Genomic DNA, 16,633 nt, shown 5'->3' on the forward strand with positions numbered 1-16,633 from the left:
TAAAATGATTACTTCATACTTTTTTTGTCTCTTTTTTGTTTTCGGCATGCTCTTTCCTTCTCCTTTCGTGAAAGGCTAAGCCAGCAGCACCGTAATCCCCATATACATCATCATGCCGATAATGTCGTTGGTGATGGATATGAACGGGCCTGTGGCGATGGCGGGGTCCACTTTCAGCTTTTCGAGGGTCATGGGAACCAGCGTGCCGAATATGGAGGCGAACATGACGACGGCAAACAGGCTGATGGATACCGAATAAGTGACCGTTGCCGTGCCGCCGAACCGCACGAAGTTGTATATGTATACCAGCAGGGATATGATAGTGGCATTGATTGCCGCCACTACGGCTTCTTTGGCAACCTGCTTGAACGTGTCTTTGGCGTCCAGCGAGCTGTTGGCAAGTCCCTGCACGATGATTGCCGATGATTGGGTTCCTACGTTTCCGCCCGTACCGCCGATCAGCGGGATGTACAGCGCCATTTCGGGATGGGCGGCGAAGGTCGCGTCAAAATTGCCCAGTATCATGGAGTTGCCGATGCCGCCCAGCATGCCGATAAGCAGCCAGGGCAGGCGTGCTGACGTCTGGCGCATGACGTTATCGTCCGTTTCCACGTCTTGCGACAGACCGGATGCCAGCTGGTAATCGCGTTCCGACTGCTCGCGCACCTCGTCCATGACGTCGTCTACCGTAATCTGCCCTACCAGGCGCCCTATGCTGTCTACGACGGGAACCGCCACCAAGTCATATTTCTCGATAATCTGCACCACCTCGTCCGTGGGCGTGTCCACATGGACCGAAATGGGATCCTTCCTCATCACGTGCTTCACTTTGGAGACGGAAGGCGAGGTAATCATCTTCTTCAGCGGGAACACGCCCTGCAGGCGCTCGTCGTCGTCGATGACGTACACGTAATAGATTTCGTCCAGCTGCTCCGCCTGCAGGCGCATTTCCTTCAGGCATTCCGGCATACTCCAGTTCTCGTTGACGGTCACCATTTCCGTGCCCATCAAGCCGCCGGCGGTGTCTTCGTCATACTTCAACAGGTCCACGATGTCTCCCGCCTGCTCTATGTCCTCGATGTGCGAGAGCACTTCCTCCTTTTTCTCCTCGTCGAGGTCGCGCATCAGGTCCACGGCGTCGTCCGTGTCCATGTAGTCCACAAACCGTTTGGCGATGGTTTCCGAGGGCAGGAGCTCCAGAAATTCCTTCCGGACATCCTCGTCCATTTCCACCAGCACGTCGGCGGCTGTCTCGTTGTCGAGGAGACGGTACACGAAGCGCGCCTCTTCCGGCGCCAGGTCATTGCACAACTCGGCGATATCCGCCGGATGCAGGTCGATAAGAAGCGCCTTGACGTTTTCCGCATCTTTTTGGTCTATAAAGCTTTTGACTCTATCTATGTATTCTTCGTCCATTTCCATGACTCATCGTATGTTGGTTTGTTTGCTCCTTCCCTTCCTTGTCCGTCCGTTTCCCGGTCTCTCTGTGCCTTCGTTCACTCCTCCTTCTTTGCCATCCCCTTCAACGCCGCTTCCACCCGGTTGGTCAGCGCTATGAACTGCTGCACGGACAGTTGTTCGGGTCGTTTGTCGAAGAGGGCGTCTTCCGTCAGCGGGCACTCTTTGCCCAATATCGGCTTTATGGAGTTGCGCAGGGTCTTCCGGCGCTGGTTGAAGGTGGTTTTCACCACCTGCCTGAACAGTTTTTCATCGCATCCCAGCTGCTGCGTGTCGTTGCGAGTCATGCGGATGACGGCGCTTTTCACCTTGGGGGGCGGGTTGAATACATGCTCGCTCACGGTGAAGAGGTATTCCACGCGATACCACGCCTGTATCAGCACACTCAGGATGCCGTACGTCTTGCTGCCCGGACCGGCGGCGATGCGCTCGGCAACTTCCTTCTGAATCATGCCCGTGCAGCAGGGGATAAGCTCCTTGTTGTCCAGCATCTTGAAGAATATCTGGCTGGATATGTTGTACGGGTAGTTGCCCGTCAGCACGAAAGGCTGCCCGCCGAAAAGGCGCTGCAGGTTCATCTTCAGGAAATCGTCCTCTATGATGTTCTCCTCCAATTGCGGGTAGGCTTCCCGCAGGTATGCCACCGATTCGTAGTCCACCTCCACGACTTTTACCGTGCGCTCTTTGGGCAGGAGGAACTGCGTCAGCACACCCATGCCCGGTCCCACTTCCAGTACCGGAAGCCCGGGGCAGGCGTCTACGGTGTCGGCAATGTCCTGCGCCACTTTCAGGTCCTTCAGGAAGTGCTGGCCGAGAAACTTTTTAGGTTTAACTAATCTCATGTATCAACTAAATCGTTACTTTTGCGGTTCAAAGGTAATCCTTTTCGGCGAATTATTGAAAGTACAAACCGCAAATTACGATGTATGCCGGACGAATTTTAAGGGAAAACGATGGATAAGATACTGAAAAAGACATTGAAAATCGTATTGCCCATCCTTCTGGGTGGTTTTATCTTGTATTGGGTATACCGTGATTTCGACTTTGGGCGTGCCGCGCAAGTGCTTCTGCACGGCACCGACTGGGGGTGGATGCTGGCATCGCTGTTCGTTGGCGTGATGAGCCATGTGTTTCGCGGATGGCGCTGGCGGCAGACGCTGGAGCCGTTGGGGGCTTATCCGAAGCGGAGCGACTGCGTGGACGCCATCTTCATCTCGTACGCCGCCAACCTGGTGCTGCCCCGCGTGGGCGAGGTGTCGCGTTGCGGCGTGCTGGCAAAGTACGATGACGTCTCGTTCTCCAAATCCCTGGGCACGGTGGTCACCGAGCGGCTGCTCGACACCTTTTGCATCCTCTTGCTTGCGGGGCTGGCTTTCGGGTGGCAGATGCCCGTGTTTCTCCGTTTTTTTCAGGAGACCGGAACGAAAATACCTTCGCTGGCGCACCTGCTGGGCTCTCCCTGGTTCTATGTCTCCCTGTTCTGCGTCGTCGGCATATCGGTGCTGGCGTACTACCTGATGCGGATGCTCTCTTTCTTCGAGAAGGTGAAAGGCGTCGTGCTGAATATATGCGAGGGGGTGATGTCGCTTCGCGATGTGAGGAACATCCCTTTGTTCGTCCTTTATACCTTACTTATATGGGCATGCTATTTCTATCATTTCTACCTCACTTTCCACTGCTTCTCCTTTGCGGAACACCTCGATGCCCGGGCTGCGCTGGTGATGTTTGTAGGCGGCACGTTTGCCGTGATAGTTCCCACGCCCAACGGGGCGGGACCGTGGCATTTTGCCGTTATCACCATGATGATGCTTTATGGCGTGAACGCCACGGACGCGGGTGTCTTCGCGCTGATTGTGCACGGCATCCAGACGCTGCTGGTCGTGATGCTCGGCATTTATGGCGGGCTGCACGTCTCGCTGGCAAACCGCACGTCTCGTTGATGGACCGCATCCTCTCGTCGGAGAACCGCATCTTCTCGTCGGAGAACCGCATGAAATGAGTTGGCTGCCGCCCTTCCTCGCTGCGGAAGCGGCGCGTTGCTGCCGCCTGTCCCGACATTTTGACAATCTGTATTTTCCAACGCCTTAGAATCGTTTGTTTCCGTCCCAAGGTGCGGTTGGCGGGAAAAAACGAAACGGGAAACGGTTATCTTGCACACATACAGCCCGATAGCGAAATGCTTACAAACCAACCGGTCGGGAAAAGCGGCGGAAAACGCCGCCATCGGGCTTCTCTGCCGGTAGGCATTGACACCTGTCGCGATAGGCAATAGTGTTTCTCGTGATAGACGGTAGCGTCCCTCGCGATAGACAGTAGTGTTCCTCGCGATAAACAGTAGTGTCTGACGCGATAGACATTGGCATCTGTCGGCAGAAACGCCTGCATCCGACTGCCGTAACGCCTGCATCCCGCCACCGCAACACCCCGGACCTGCATAAACAGTGCATATCCATCGGAAAAAGGAGCATATTCATGCACGCCCTATGCAATGCTTTTCTATTTCGGAAGAGAGCGGGAAGGACACAAGACAGGAAAAAGGCGGATTTCCTGTCTTTTTGATACCACGGCTTTGGGGTTACGGCTCTTTTATTTACGGAGGTTACGGTTCTTTCATTTACCGGGGGTACGCTTCTTTTATTTACAGGGTCGTGGCTCTTTCATTTGCAGGAGTGGAAGGGGTGTCGGGAGTTATAGGGGCTAAAAGGAGTTATCAGCCGCCCGGTCGGCTTGGTAGTCAAAGCCGATACTTCTATAACAATGCCATACACAAGCGTATCGGCTCTAATTCCTCTAATTCCTTTAACTCCTCTAACTCCCTTGACTCCTTTAATTTCTTTAACTCCTCTAACTCCTTTAACTTCTCCTGGCGAAGCGACACGAAAGGATACTCCTCTAACTCCTTTTTTCCCCCTCTAACTCCCCCGAATGCAAAAGCCGTGTGCCTGTAAACGAAAAAAGCCGTGGACTTTTATGCGTTATTCGGAATAAATGATTATTTTTGTGTGAAAGTGAACCATGTATGAGAAACACGATTAAATCCTCGATAGCCGCCGCTGCATTGCTGGCGTTGTCGGTTTGCGCAGATGCACAGTCTTTCCGCCAGGTGTTGAAGTCCCCTGCCGGCACAATCAGGTCGGAATGGGCAACAGGTGCCGACGGCAACCGGGTGCTGAACTACTACAACGAAGATTATTGCGACTATTACCTGCACAGGATAAGCGACGACGCTTATCGGCTGAAACCCGGCAAGACAGCCATTGTCAAGAAGGGGGCGGAGTACATCAATGCTTTCAACGGGCCCGCTACGTATAGTTATTACCGCGGATACTTCCCGAGAGACTTCAACATCCATACGCCCTACGCGCTTCCGGTGAAGAACGGCACGCGCACCGCGTGGAGGGCAGACAGGCGCGAGTCCGTCAGGACCTTGCAGTTCCGCATGGAGCCGGGCGATACCGTCTACGCCACCCGTGGCGGAACGGCGTGCAGCACGGTGCATCCCAACCTGTTGCTGGTGTGCCATGCCGACCAGACTTTTGCCGCCTACCTCACCCTGAAGGAGAACTTCGTCTTGCCCGGCGAGGCGGTGCGCACGGGGCAGCCCGTGGGGATAGCTGGTTCGGTAGGTGTGGCCATCTCCTTCTTCTTCCTCGACAAGAACAAGTTCAACGGGCACGAAGCGGTAGGGTATGCCTATTCGCACTTTACGCCGGTGTTCCGTACCACGGAAGGCGACGTGAAGCCGGTGGAGAGGAAAATGTACGGCGCCCTTGTCGACGACGGGCTTATCATGCTGGACATGAACAAGCGCGAACAGAAGAAATACCTGAAAAACAAGCAATGACATGAGACTTTCATTATTCGTCTGCTGGATGTATGCCTTCTGCTGCGCGGCAGTGGCGCAGGGTTTGCAGATACGCTATGCCGGCGACCCTCTGCCGGAAAAAGATAAGGCATGGATAGAGCGTTTCCTTGCCTGCGAGATAGAGTTTTATGCACGCTTTGGGCTGCGCGACACCACCGGTTTGCAACTGACCGTGTTCGAGAAGCGGCAGGATGCCTGGAACTATCTGGACAGCCTGAAAATCCCGTTGTCATCCTTAAACACTTCCGGGATGTACATTCCGCGCAGGAGGGAGGTGGTCATCCTGGGGCGTGAGAAACAGCAGGAGCAGGTTTTGAAGTTCATCGTCCACGAGTTGGCGCACCACCTGAGCCGCCGGACCGTGAAGTGGATGCCGGGATGGCTGAGCGAAGGCTTGTCCGAGTATTTCGAGCATTGCCGGCTGGGGAAGAAAGGGCTTAAGCATACGTTCGGCGACTATGAACTGGGGCGGATACGGACCATGTATATGCTGGGCGAGGTGGACCTGAAACCGTTCGTGGACAATGCCGACGGCGATTTCCGCCGGAAGCTGCATACCGATGAGTCGTATGCCTATATCCTGTCGCATGCGTTGGTCGCCTTCGGGCTTGAAGTAGCCGAAAAGGAGTTCATGGAAAACCTGATAGCTATGCTGAACAAGCGGGGACCGGCTGTGCGCTGTTCGCAACTGATAGACGAGGCATACCCCGGAGGTTTCGTGCGGTTTGAGCGGGACTTTGCCGAATTTTACAATTCCCGTTAGGACGATATTGAAAAATAACACGTATATTTGCGAAAACAACTTTTATAATTATGAGTACAATCTTACAGTTGGCTCCACAGAATGTGTGGAAGCATTTCTATTCGCTGACTCAGATACCCCGTCCGTCAGGACACATGGAGAGAATAACTGAGTTCCTGATAAACTTCGGTAAGGAGTTGGGGCTGGAATCGTTTGCCGATGAGGCGGGCAATGTCATCATCCGTAAGCCTGCCACTCCGGGCATGGAAAACCGTAAAGGGGTTATCCTGCAGGTACACATGGACATGGTGCCGCAGAAGAACAACGATACCGTGCACGATTTTGCCACAGACCCTATCCGGACATACATCGACGGCGACTGGGTGAAGGCGGAGGGCACTACGCTGGGCGCGGACAACGGCTTGGGCGTGGCGGCCATCATGGCTGTGCTTGAGGCGAAAGACCTGAAACACGGTCCGCTGGAAGCGTTGATTACCAAAGACGAGGAAACGGGCATGTACGGTGCGTTCGGGTTGAAGCCGGGCACGCTGGACGGTGAAATCCTGCTGAACCTCGACTCGGAAGATGAGGGGGAACTCTATATCGGCTGTGCCGGCGGCATCGACATCACGGCAACGCTGGAATATAAGGAAGAGGCGCCTGCCGCCGACTTCGTGGCACGCCGGATTACGTTGAAGGGCTTGCGTGGTGGACACTCCGGACTGGAAATCAATCAGGGACGCGGCAATGCCAATAAGTTGCTTGCGCGCGTGGTGCACGATTTGCTGATGGAGTTCGACTGCCAGTTGGCAAGCTTCGAAGGCGGCAATATGCGCAATGCCATCCCGCGCGAGGCGCATGCCGTGCTGGTGTTCAATCCCGAAGATATCGAAGGATTGGAAGAGTATATCAAGGAGTATGAAGCACAAATCAACGAGGAATATGCTTCGATTGAAGAAGGAATTACCTTGCAGGCGGAAACAGTGGATTTGCCCGCAGCCGTTGTTCCCGAGGAGATTCAGGACAATATGATCAGTGTACTGATGGCTTGCCAGAACGGTGTGATGCGTATGATTCCTACCGTTCCCGACACGGTGGAGACCTCTTCCAACCTTGCCATTGTGACGATTGGAAGCGGCAAGGCGGATGTCCGCATATTGGCACGCAGCTCTTGCGACACGATGAAGGATTTCCTGGCAGACAGCCTGACGGCATGTTTCTCCATGGCGGGTATGAAGGTCGAGTTGAGTGGTGGCTACTCCGGCTGGCAGCCTAATGTGGATTCTCCCATCCTGCATGCCATGACGTTGTCTTATAAGCAGCAATTCGGCGTGGAGCCGGCCGTGAAGGTAATCCATGCGGGGCTGGAGTGCGGAATTATCGGTGCCAACTGCCCGGGGCTTGATATGATTTCTTTCGGTCCTACTTTGCGCTCGCCGCATTCGCCCGATGAACGTGCGTACATTCCGTCCGTGACGAAGTTCTACGACTTCCTGGTTGCGACGCTGGAGCAGACTCCGGAAAAATAATCTCTTCTATATATAAAAGTAATCTTTTCCATATATAAAGGTAATTTCCTCTATATATAAAAGCAATCTCTTCTATATATAATAATGTGAAAGCAGGGTGCCGGTGCGCCCTGCTTTTTTTGTTGCTGCCGCTCTTCCCGCTTCGGGCGGCAGGGATTGCCGGGTGCTGCCCCGCTTTGCCCTCTCTTGCCCCTGTGGTCTGGCAGAAAATTGATGTAGGTCAAGAAATATGCTGTAAAACATGTTTTTTAGGGCAAAAATGCTTCCGTTCTTGAACAAAGGCTCTATTTTTGTGTTGTAAAACATATAAATGATTAGGATAACAGGTTATTTTTAAGGATAACAAGATTGATTTAGGAGGATAACAAAATGAAAAAGTTGAGAAAATTGTTCAGACATTTCGGCGAGGCCGATAAGAACATCTGGGGTTATGTAATGCTTTGAGCATGCAGCCCCATTGCAAGAGCCTGTTTAAATCTTCTTCAAGATTAAAGCAGGCACTAAGAGAGAGAGATTGTTTTTTTAAGTATCAGTTTAATTTTTAAGGTTATGAAAAGAAAGATTATGAATTCATTCAGACGTATTCTCGCAGAGGTAGGTCGTAATGAGATGTTGATGATGGGATATACCATCAAGAAGTAAGAAAGAGAAGTTTTCAGGGTATTAGTTCAGAGTCAGTTTGAATTTTCTTCAGAAAGTATTTTTCAGCTTCTTTTGAGCCTCTTTCCGGTCTGTTTTTCCTCTTTTTATTCGTTGCATAGCCCGCTATGCTCCTCATGAAAATAGAAAAACATCCTCGGAAAGAATTCTCGAAACAATGCCGGACAAAATTTAAACAGGCTCTTAATTGTTTAAGATTATGGGAAAAAAGATTGTAACTTCCTTTAAAAGCATTCTTGCCAAAGCCGGTGAGAATTGGATTGAGGCAATGAAGTATTATAACTACCCGAGATAAGGGTGGCAATTGGTAAAAGACGGAAGGGTACATCGCATTCGGGCGGTGTACCCTTTTTGCTTGTCCGGCGGCACTTTGTCCGGCGTCACGGCTTTTTCATTTGCAGGAGTTGGAGGAGTTAAAAGGAGGCATCGCTCTCCGAGCTGAGGAGCCAAAGCCGATACTTCTGTAACAATGCCATACACAAGCGTATCGGCTCCAACTCCTTTAACGAACTCCTGACGAAGCGATGCGAAGGGATAACTCCTCTAACTCCCCTAAATGTAAAAGCCGTAATCGGCATATAATTCTCTTTGATTTCGCTAACTGCCGCTAACTCCCGATAGCTCCCGTAGATGAAGCCGTGATGTTTTTTCTATATTTTTCTGAAAATCCGATACAATGTAGCTGTTAATTTGTTATTTTTGTTTTTAGCCCCCGATGGCTTGGGGGTACAGATGCTTTCCCATAAAAACAAAAACCAATAATAATAAGAATGGCTATGAAGAAATTCCAAAGATTTTGCACTTTGTTTCTGCCGATGCTCGTGATGTGCTTTTCTACCTTGTACGCCCAGTCCTACAACAGCCTGTGGCGGCAGGTGGAGCAAGCCGAAAAGAAAGGTTTGCCGCAGACCGTAGTGAAGCTGGCGGAAGAAATCTGCCGTAAGGCAGAGCGGGAGAAGAACGCCCCGCAGTTGCTCAAGGCATACTTCTGCCGGGACGCCTATCAGGAAAAGTTGACGCCGGACAGCCTCTACACCCACCTGCCGAACCTGGAGCGTTGGGCAAAAGAGGAGCAGGACACGGTGAGCAGGGCTATCCTGCACTCCCTGCTTGCCCGCAAGTATGCGGATTATATGCGTTACAATTGGAAAACACTCTCGCAAGCTCCGGCTTTGGACATGGACGAGGCTCCTGCCGATATCCGTGAGTGGAGCTACAACCTTTTCGCTGCCAAGATAGACGGGCACTGCCTTGCTTCGTTGCGCGACGCCCGCCGTTTGCTCGAAGTCTCTTCCCGGGAGTACGCGCCTTTTGTGGTGCAAAAGGACGGAAGCCGTTTCTACGGGCACGATATGTATCACCTGCTGGCACGCCGGGCGATAAATACCTATCTTCCGCTGCATGACGGCAGGATAGATTCGTTGCGCCGTGTACGCATCGACGGCATCTATAGGAACATGATTGACGCTTACCGGCACCGTGCCGGAGCGGAAGACGCCGTGGTGCTGGCAACGCTCGATTATTGGAATTGGAAGAAAGACGAAGGCGTAAGCAGGGAACCGGACGCTACTTATATGGAGCGGAAAGCGCAGTTCGACAAGGAATATCTCGAGGCGTTGGACGGTCTGATACGTGAGTACGGCGCACGCGAAATCTGTGCGGAAGTCTACATCTGCAAGGCAAACCGGCTTCACGACATGGGGGAAACCCGTGCGGACGAGGTTTTGCAGGTGTGCGATGAGGGAGTGAGACGCTATCCTGCCTGTAAGCGCGCCAATGAATTGCGCAACATACGGGAAAGGCTCCTGCTTCCTTACCTGGGTGTTGATGTCGGGGAGAGTGTTTATCCCGGCGATTCGCTGAGGCTGAGCATGAGCTATCGCAACCTGAAAGGCTATACGCTGAACCTGTATCGCACGGATTTGCCCGAGGTGCCCTGGATGGATGCCGAAATAGACAAGGCTTTCTACCGGAAGCATGCCCGTAAATTGTCCTCAACCCATTTCGACCTTGACTATCCGGCTGATAAAGACGGAAAGCCCGCAAACGTAGGGAGCATTGTGCGGCATAAGGTTATGAAAATAAGCGGTGTTGATAGCACAGGTGTCTATATCTTGCAAGTTGTGCCGGATGCTGCGGAAGCCCATACGGCAGAGCAGTTTCTTGTTTCCACCCGCTTCAAGGTGCTGACGCTGTCGTTGCCGGATGACAATATGGAACTGGTCGTGGTAGACGGCCGTAGCGGACACCCCGTTCCCGATGCGGAGGTCTGTTTCTACTCCACTTACAGAGAAAATGAACGTAGTTTGGTGCAAAACGTCGTTACTGATGCCGATGGCAAAGCCGTTGTGAAGTTGAATAAGTTTATCAGCAGTTATGCGGTACGCAAGGGGACGGATATCGCCATGACGCCCCAACGGGTTTATTGGGATAACTATTACGAACGCGGCGATTCGCGTCCGAAAGAGCGTGTCACCCTGTTGACAGACCGCTCCGTGTATCGTCCCGGTCAGACCGTCTACGTCAAAGGCATTTCTTACTTGCAGAAAGCCGACAAGGCGCACGTCCTGGCAAGAAAGGAGTACCGGGTCCGCCTGCTGGATGTGAACAGGAAAGAGCTGCTGCGGAAAACAGTCACTGCCAACGAATTCGGCTCTTTCACCACGGAACTGCCGCTGCCCGCCGCCTGCCTGAAAGGCAGCTATACGGTGGAGGTGGAAGACAAGGCTTCCGTCTCCGTGCGGGTGGAGGAGTATAAGCGCCCCACTTTCGAGATTATCTTTAATCCCGTGAAACAGGCTTACTCCCTGGGAGATACGGTGGTGGTCACCGGAAAAGTCAAGGCATACAACGGCATGGCGGTTCAGGATGTGCCGTTGGCATACACCGTTATCCGCTATCCCTATAATATATATGTGGACGGAGACCTCGTGCCGTTCTCTTCGGACACGGTAAGGCTGGATGCGGAAGGCAACTTCTCCATTCCTGTTTTCCTGAAGCCGGGCAATGTTTCGGATGATATACGCTGGGACCGGCTCGCTTATCATGTGGAAGCGACGGTGACCGATGAGGCAGGCGAAACGCAAACCGAACGGTATAAACTGTATGCCGGCCGTCGGGCATGCTTCTTTAGTGTGACCGGCATGGACGGGCCTTTGTGCAAGGAAAATGCCATCACGGCGGAACTGATAGTGACGAACGGCAACGATGAGACGTTGCCCGTAAAGGGAACATGCCGCCTGTACTCCGTCATCGATGCCAAAACGAAAAGGATGTCGGACAGCCCCGTTTATGAGGGCACCTTCATGTCGGGCGAGACGAAAGACTTCGCTGTATGGAAGCAGTTGCCGTCGGGAGAGTACCGCCTTGTCCTGTCAGCATCGGGCGATGACGGCAGGAAAACCGGCGACGACGGCAAGAAAACCGGTAGTGGTAAAGATACGATAGACATTGTGTTGTTCTCCTTGGCAGACCCGCGTCCGGTTGTGTTCTCGGAGACTTTCCTTTATAAAAAGAACGTGGAGTTCGATGCCGGTCATCCGGCAGAGTTCTATTTCGGTACCTCCGTGAAAGATGCCTACGTCCTGGTGGACGTCTTCGGAAGCAAAGGCAGGCTGGAGAGCGGCGCGATATTGTTGAGCGACTCGATTGTCCGTATGGAATATCCTTATCGGGAGGAGTATGGAGAGGGCGTTTCCGTACAGTTCACCTTTGTAAAGAACGGCGAGCGGTCCGGCTGTCGGGTGGAGCTGCGGAAACGCTTGCCCCGGCGGACGCTGGATATGAAGTGGGAAGTCTTTCGCGACCGCCTGCGTCCGGGGCAGGAGGAAGAGTGGAAGCTGGTGGTCAAGACCCCGCAAGGCCATCCTGCCGCAGCCGAGGTGCTGGCAATGATGTACGATGCTTCATTGGACAGGATTTGTAAGCACAACCAGTCGTTGGGTGTGTATTACTACCCGTATATTCCGCATTACAACTGGCATCTTGGCTACAACGCCACACGGCATTGTGCCCCTCACTTCCCCATGAAGTCGTGGGAAGTGCCCGTTTGGCGGTTCGATCATCTTTGGTCTTCTTACTATAATGGAGTGGACGAAGCCCTGTATGGCAGGCCCAGAGCCACTCTGACCGGGTCTGTAAATGGAATGATGGTAAAGAGGTCGGCGGCTGCCAAAGGGGGTCAGATAGAATATGTCTCGATGGCGGATGAAGAAGAGCCGGAAGAACATAGCCTGTACGAGACGATAATACCCCCGCCCTCGGAGCAGATATTGCCGCCTATGGCGGAACTGCGTACCGACTTTTCCGAAACGGCTTTCTTCTACCCGCAGTTGCGCACCAACGCGCAGGGAGAGGTGGCTTTCTCCTTCACCATGCCGCAAAGCCTGACGCGCTGGAATTTCCGCGGCTATTCCCACACCAAGGAGATGATGACGGGGATGCTCCATGCCACTGCCGTCACCGCCAAGGAGTTTATGCTCACTCCGAACATGCCGCGCTTTGTGCGGGTAGGCGATAAGACGCAGATTGCCGCCGGCATCGCCAACCTGTCGGACAAAGCCGTGAAAGGCACAGCCGTGTTCACCCTCTTCGACCCGATGACGGAGAAGGTTATCTCCGTGCAACGCCGTAAATTCTCGGTGGAAGCCGGAAAGAGGGCGACGGTCGTTTTCCCGTTCGATGTAACGGACCGTTGCGACCTGCTTGGCGTCCGCATGGTGGCGGACGGCGGCGCATTCAGCGACGGCGAGCAGCACCTGTTGCCTGTGCTGGGCAACAAAGAGTACATCACCGAGGCGATTGCCATGCCCGTGCGTGGCGAGGAGGCCCGCACTTTCTCCTTGGAAAGGCTGTTCAACGGCAACAGCCGCACGGCAACCGACCGCCGCCTGACAGTGGAGTTCACAGGCAATCCGGCATGGTATGCCGTGCAAGCCCTGCCCGCCCTGAGCCAATCCGTTGCGGATAATGCAATTTCACGCGCTGCCGCCTTCTATGCCAACAGCCTGGCAGGCCATATCGCCGATAGCCGGCCGCGCATCAAGGCGGTGTTCGACAACTGGCGTTCGTCGGGCGGCACCAAAGAGACTTTCCTCAGCCAACTGGAGAAGAACCAGGATGTGAAGAATATCCTCTTGGACAACTCCCCCTGGCTGCTCGAAGCTACCACCGAGGCGGAACGGCACCAGCGCATCGCCACCTTGTTCGATGTAAATCAATTGAATTACCGTAATATGGAATCCCTGCTCAAACTGAAAGAGTTGCAGGGCGAAGACGGTGCTTGGAGCTGGTTCGGTGGCATGTCCGGCAGCCGTTACGTCACAAGCTATGTCACAAGGCTGCTTGTCCGCCTGTCCCTGCTCACGGGCAAGGCGTTGCCGGAAGAGGCGGAGGCGATGAAAGGCAAGGCATTCGGCTATCTCAACAAGCAAGCATTCGAAGAATACCGTCTCCTTCGCAAGGCGGAGAAGAACGGAGCCAAGGTTGCCGGCGTGTCGGGTGCCGCTATGGACTATCTGTATTTGGTGACCCTCGCTTCGGAAAAGCTTTCCGGTGAGTATGCAAAGGCATTCGATTATTTTCTTGGCAAGTTGGGGCATAACCCTGCGAACGGCACGATGGTTGGCAAGGCGCAGACCGCCGCTATCTTGCAGAGAGTGGGGCGCAAGGCGGCAGCGGACCAATTGATGGCCTCTGTCAAAGAACATCTGGTGCAGACGGACGAGATGGGAGCGCATTTCGCTTTCCATGACGGTCCGTACAACTGGGGCATGCTTCCGGTGCCCGCCCACGTGGCCGTGATGGAAGCCCTGCGCGAGGCGGGCGGCAACGATGCTTTGGTGGAAGAGATGAAACTCTGGCTGCTGAAACAGAAGCAGGCTACAAGCTGGAACTCTCCGGTTGCCACCGCCGATGCTGTTTACGCCCTGCTGTGCCAAGGCGACAACCTGCTGGAGAGCCAAGGAGATGTCCGCATCACGCTAGGCAGCAAGGTGTTGGAGACCGGTTCTCCGGCACAGGCCGCCATGCCGGGATTGGGCTATGTCAGGGAAACCTTTGCACAAGGCGCTCCCGAACTGAAAGCAACGTCCGTCACCGTAGAGAAGCGGGATGCGGGCATCGCGTGGGGAGCCGTCTATGCGCAATACCTGTCGCCCCTGTCCGATGTGAAGCAGCAGGGCGGCGGGCTGAATATCGAGAAGAGACTCTTCGTAGAGCGTATCTCCGCCAACGGGCAGAAGTCCCTGCAACCCTTGACGGATGCCGGTCCGCTCTCCGTAGGCGATAAGGTCATTGCCCGGCTGACTCTCCGTCTGGACCGCGCCATGGACTTTATCCAGCTGAAAGACCAACGCGGGGCATGCTTCGAACCGATAGGATCGCTTTCCGGCTATCGCTGGAGCAACGGGTTCGGGTTCTACGTGGAAGTGGAAGATACCGGCGCCAACTTCTTCTTCGACCACCTGGGCAAAGGTGTCTATGTATTGGAACACAGCTACCGCGTGGCTCGCGGCGGCACGTACGAAACCGGGCTTGCCACCGTGCAGTGCGCTTATGCACCCGAATATGCTTCGCATACTGCGGGCGGAACGGTTGTAATCCGGTAGGCGGCTTGCATTGCAAGGTTGTCTCATTTAAGGGAGTTGAAGGAGTTATCGGGAATTAAAGGAGTTATATGCCGGTAGTATCGCCATACATCGACAGGGCTATCGGCTTCTGACTCCTCAGCCCGAAGGGTGCTCCTGTAAATGAAAAAGTTGTGTGTGGGACATATAGATGCGTCGCGAGAGACATATAGATGTATCGTGTGGGATATATAGATCCGTCAGGTGGGATATATATGTCCCACACGATACATCTATACATCCCTCGCGACGCCCTTTATTTTTAAACGGTTATCCGTATAACTCCCCGATTGGCATGGCATTGCCGCAGCTTGCATGAAAAAGCCGCGGCAGTGCCATGCTTACAGTTAATAGATTGGCATTGATTTCCTATGTGCATGGCAGTAGGCTAATCGGAGAGTTATGCGGATGATTTTCTCTTTTTATTCGTCACATAGCCCGCACTATGCTCTTCATAAAACAGAAAAACATTCCCAAAGAGAACTCTCAAGATAATACTGAACAAAATTTAAACAGACCCTAAAAAACGGAAAGAAAACCTGTGTATCTCGCTTAAAAACTTTACATTTGCCACAACTAATTTAGAAACAATATAAATGAGACGCAGTTTTATCACTCTATATGCGCTTGCAGCTACGGCGTTGACAGCCGTGGCGCAACCGCGTTTTACCTCCAATACGGAAATGTACGATTTCGGGCAGATTGAATGGAAGCAACCGGCAACGGTGCAATACTCCATTACAAACACCGGAGACCGGCCTTTGGTGCTTACCGGGGTGGAACCGGATTGCGCCTGTTCCGTGGCGCGGTGGACAAAGACACCCATCGCCCCGGGAGCCAAGGGGGTGATTGATGTCACCTTCGATGCCCGTATGCTGGGGCATTTCAATAAATCCGTAGCCGTCTACAGTAATGCCAGCCCCCATCTTGCCTATTTGAAGTTCAATGGCGAAGTGGTGCGCGAGATAAAGGACTTCACCAAAATCCACCCGTACCTCATCGGGCAGATACGCATCGACAAGAACAGTCTCGACTTTCCCGATGTGCAAGCCGGCGAGAAGCCCGTGATGCGCATAGGAGTCGTGAATTTGTCGGACCGTTCGTACGAACCGGTGCTGATGCATCTGCCGCCCTACCTGCAGGCGGAAGCGGAACCCGCTGTCCTGCAAAAAGGCGAGAAGGGTGTCGTCACCGTCACGTTGGACTCCGAACGGTTGACAGGCTTCGGGCTGACGCAGGCCTCTGTCTACCTGTCGCGCTTTGCCGGAGACAAGGTGGGGGATGAAAACGAGATACCCGTTTCCGCCATTCTGCTGCCGGACTTCTCGGGCATGACCGAAGCGGAAAAGGCGAATGCGCCCGCTCTCAGCCTTTCTGCCAAGAACATTGATATGAGCGCCGTGCTGGCAAAGAAGCCGAAGGCTCGCCAGGATATCATTATAACGAATACCGGCCGCTCTCCTTTGCAAATCAGCAAACTCCAGGTGTTCCACCCCGCTGTGGGTGCCAGCCTGAAGAAGGGCATGCTGCAACCGGGCGAGAGCACCCGCCTGCGCGTGACGGTGGTGAAGCACAACATCGGGAAGAAACGCCGCCATCTGCGTCTGCTGATGATTACGAACGACCCTATGCAGCCGAAAGTGGAAATCAATATCAAAGCTGAATGAATGGGGATTTGGATTTCAGATTTATGATTTCAGATTTTAGAACTTTGAAATCATAAATCTGAACTTTGAATTCTGAAATCTAAAAT

The 16,633-nt window shown here is 53.4% G+C and carries 9 protein-coding genes; 6 read left to right on the forward strand and 3 right to left on the reverse strand.

All coding sequences use genetic code 11. The annotated features are described in order from the left end of the window. Positions 1-75 precede the first annotated feature (75 nt). Together mgtE and rsmA are read right to left on the reverse strand one after the other, a co-directional pair. Positions 76-1,416, reverse strand: a complete 1,341-nt coding sequence (gene mgtE, locus QZ327_RS04080; RefSeq protein WP_294617417.1) for a magnesium transporter — start codon at positions 1,414-1,416, stop codon at positions 76-78. 80 nt (positions 1,417-1,496) lie between these two features. Beyond that, the gene (rsmA, locus tag QZ327_RS04085) at positions 1,497-2,300 is read right to left on the reverse strand and encodes a 16S rRNA (adenine(1518)-N(6)/adenine(1519)-N(6))-dimethyltransferase RsmA (protein WP_294617355.1); all 804 of its coding nucleotides are present in this window, start codon (positions 2,298-2,300) and stop codon (positions 1,497-1,499) included. A gap of 111 nt (positions 2,301-2,411) precedes the next feature. Between rsmA and QZ327_RS04090 the strand changes: the two genes are divergently transcribed. Beyond that, a complete protein-coding gene (locus QZ327_RS04090) occupies positions 2,412-3,398 on the forward strand; it encodes a lysylphosphatidylglycerol synthase transmembrane domain-containing protein (RefSeq protein ID WP_294617357.1) in 987 nt (328 codons plus the stop codon). Here QZ327_RS04090 and QZ327_RS04095 read toward each other — a convergent pair. Continuing rightward, positions 3,353-3,865 (reverse strand): hypothetical protein, encoded by a 513-nt coding sequence (locus QZ327_RS04095; protein WP_294617358.1) that lies wholly within the window; start codon positions 3,863-3,865, stop codon positions 3,353-3,355. The two genes, QZ327_RS04090 and QZ327_RS04095, sit on opposite strands and share 46 nt — an antisense overlap. Positions 3,866-4,477: 612 nt before the next feature. On the opposite strand from QZ327_RS04095, the gene QZ327_RS04100 reads away from it, so the two are divergent. The 5 genes from QZ327_RS04100 to QZ327_RS04120 all read left to right on the forward strand — a co-directional run bounded on the left by QZ327_RS04100 (position 4,478) and on the right by QZ327_RS04120 (position 16,547). Then, a complete protein-coding gene (locus QZ327_RS04100) occupies positions 4,478-5,302 on the forward strand; it encodes a M23 family peptidase (RefSeq protein ID WP_294617360.1) in 825 nt (274 codons plus the stop codon). Between the two features lies 1 nt (position 5,303). After that, positions 5,304-6,086 (forward strand): hypothetical protein, encoded by a 783-nt coding sequence (locus QZ327_RS04105; protein WP_294617362.1) that lies wholly within the window; start codon positions 5,304-5,306, stop codon positions 6,084-6,086. A 50-nt stretch (positions 6,087-6,136) separates the two neighbouring features. Beyond that, entirely contained in the window at positions 6,137-7,594 is a 1,458-nt protein-coding gene (locus tag QZ327_RS04110; RefSeq protein WP_294617363.1) for an aminoacyl-histidine dipeptidase, read from the forward strand. Between the two features lie 1,436 nt (positions 7,595-9,030). Next, positions 9,031-14,862, forward strand: coding sequence for an alpha-2-macroglobulin family protein (locus QZ327_RS04115; protein WP_294617365.1), 5,832 nt, complete (start codon positions 9,031-9,033; stop codon positions 14,860-14,862). Positions 14,863-15,476: 614 nt separating this feature from the next. Then, positions 15,477-16,547, forward strand: coding sequence for a DUF1573 domain-containing protein (locus QZ327_RS04120; RefSeq protein ID WP_294617367.1), 1,071 nt, complete (start codon positions 15,477-15,479; stop codon positions 16,545-16,547). Positions 16,548-16,633: the final 86 nt, after the last annotated feature.

Origin of the sequence: uncultured Bacteroides sp., from assembly GCF_910578895.1 — a bacterium.
GTDB lineage: Bacteria > Bacteroidota > Bacteroidia > Bacteroidales > Bacteroidaceae > Bacteroides.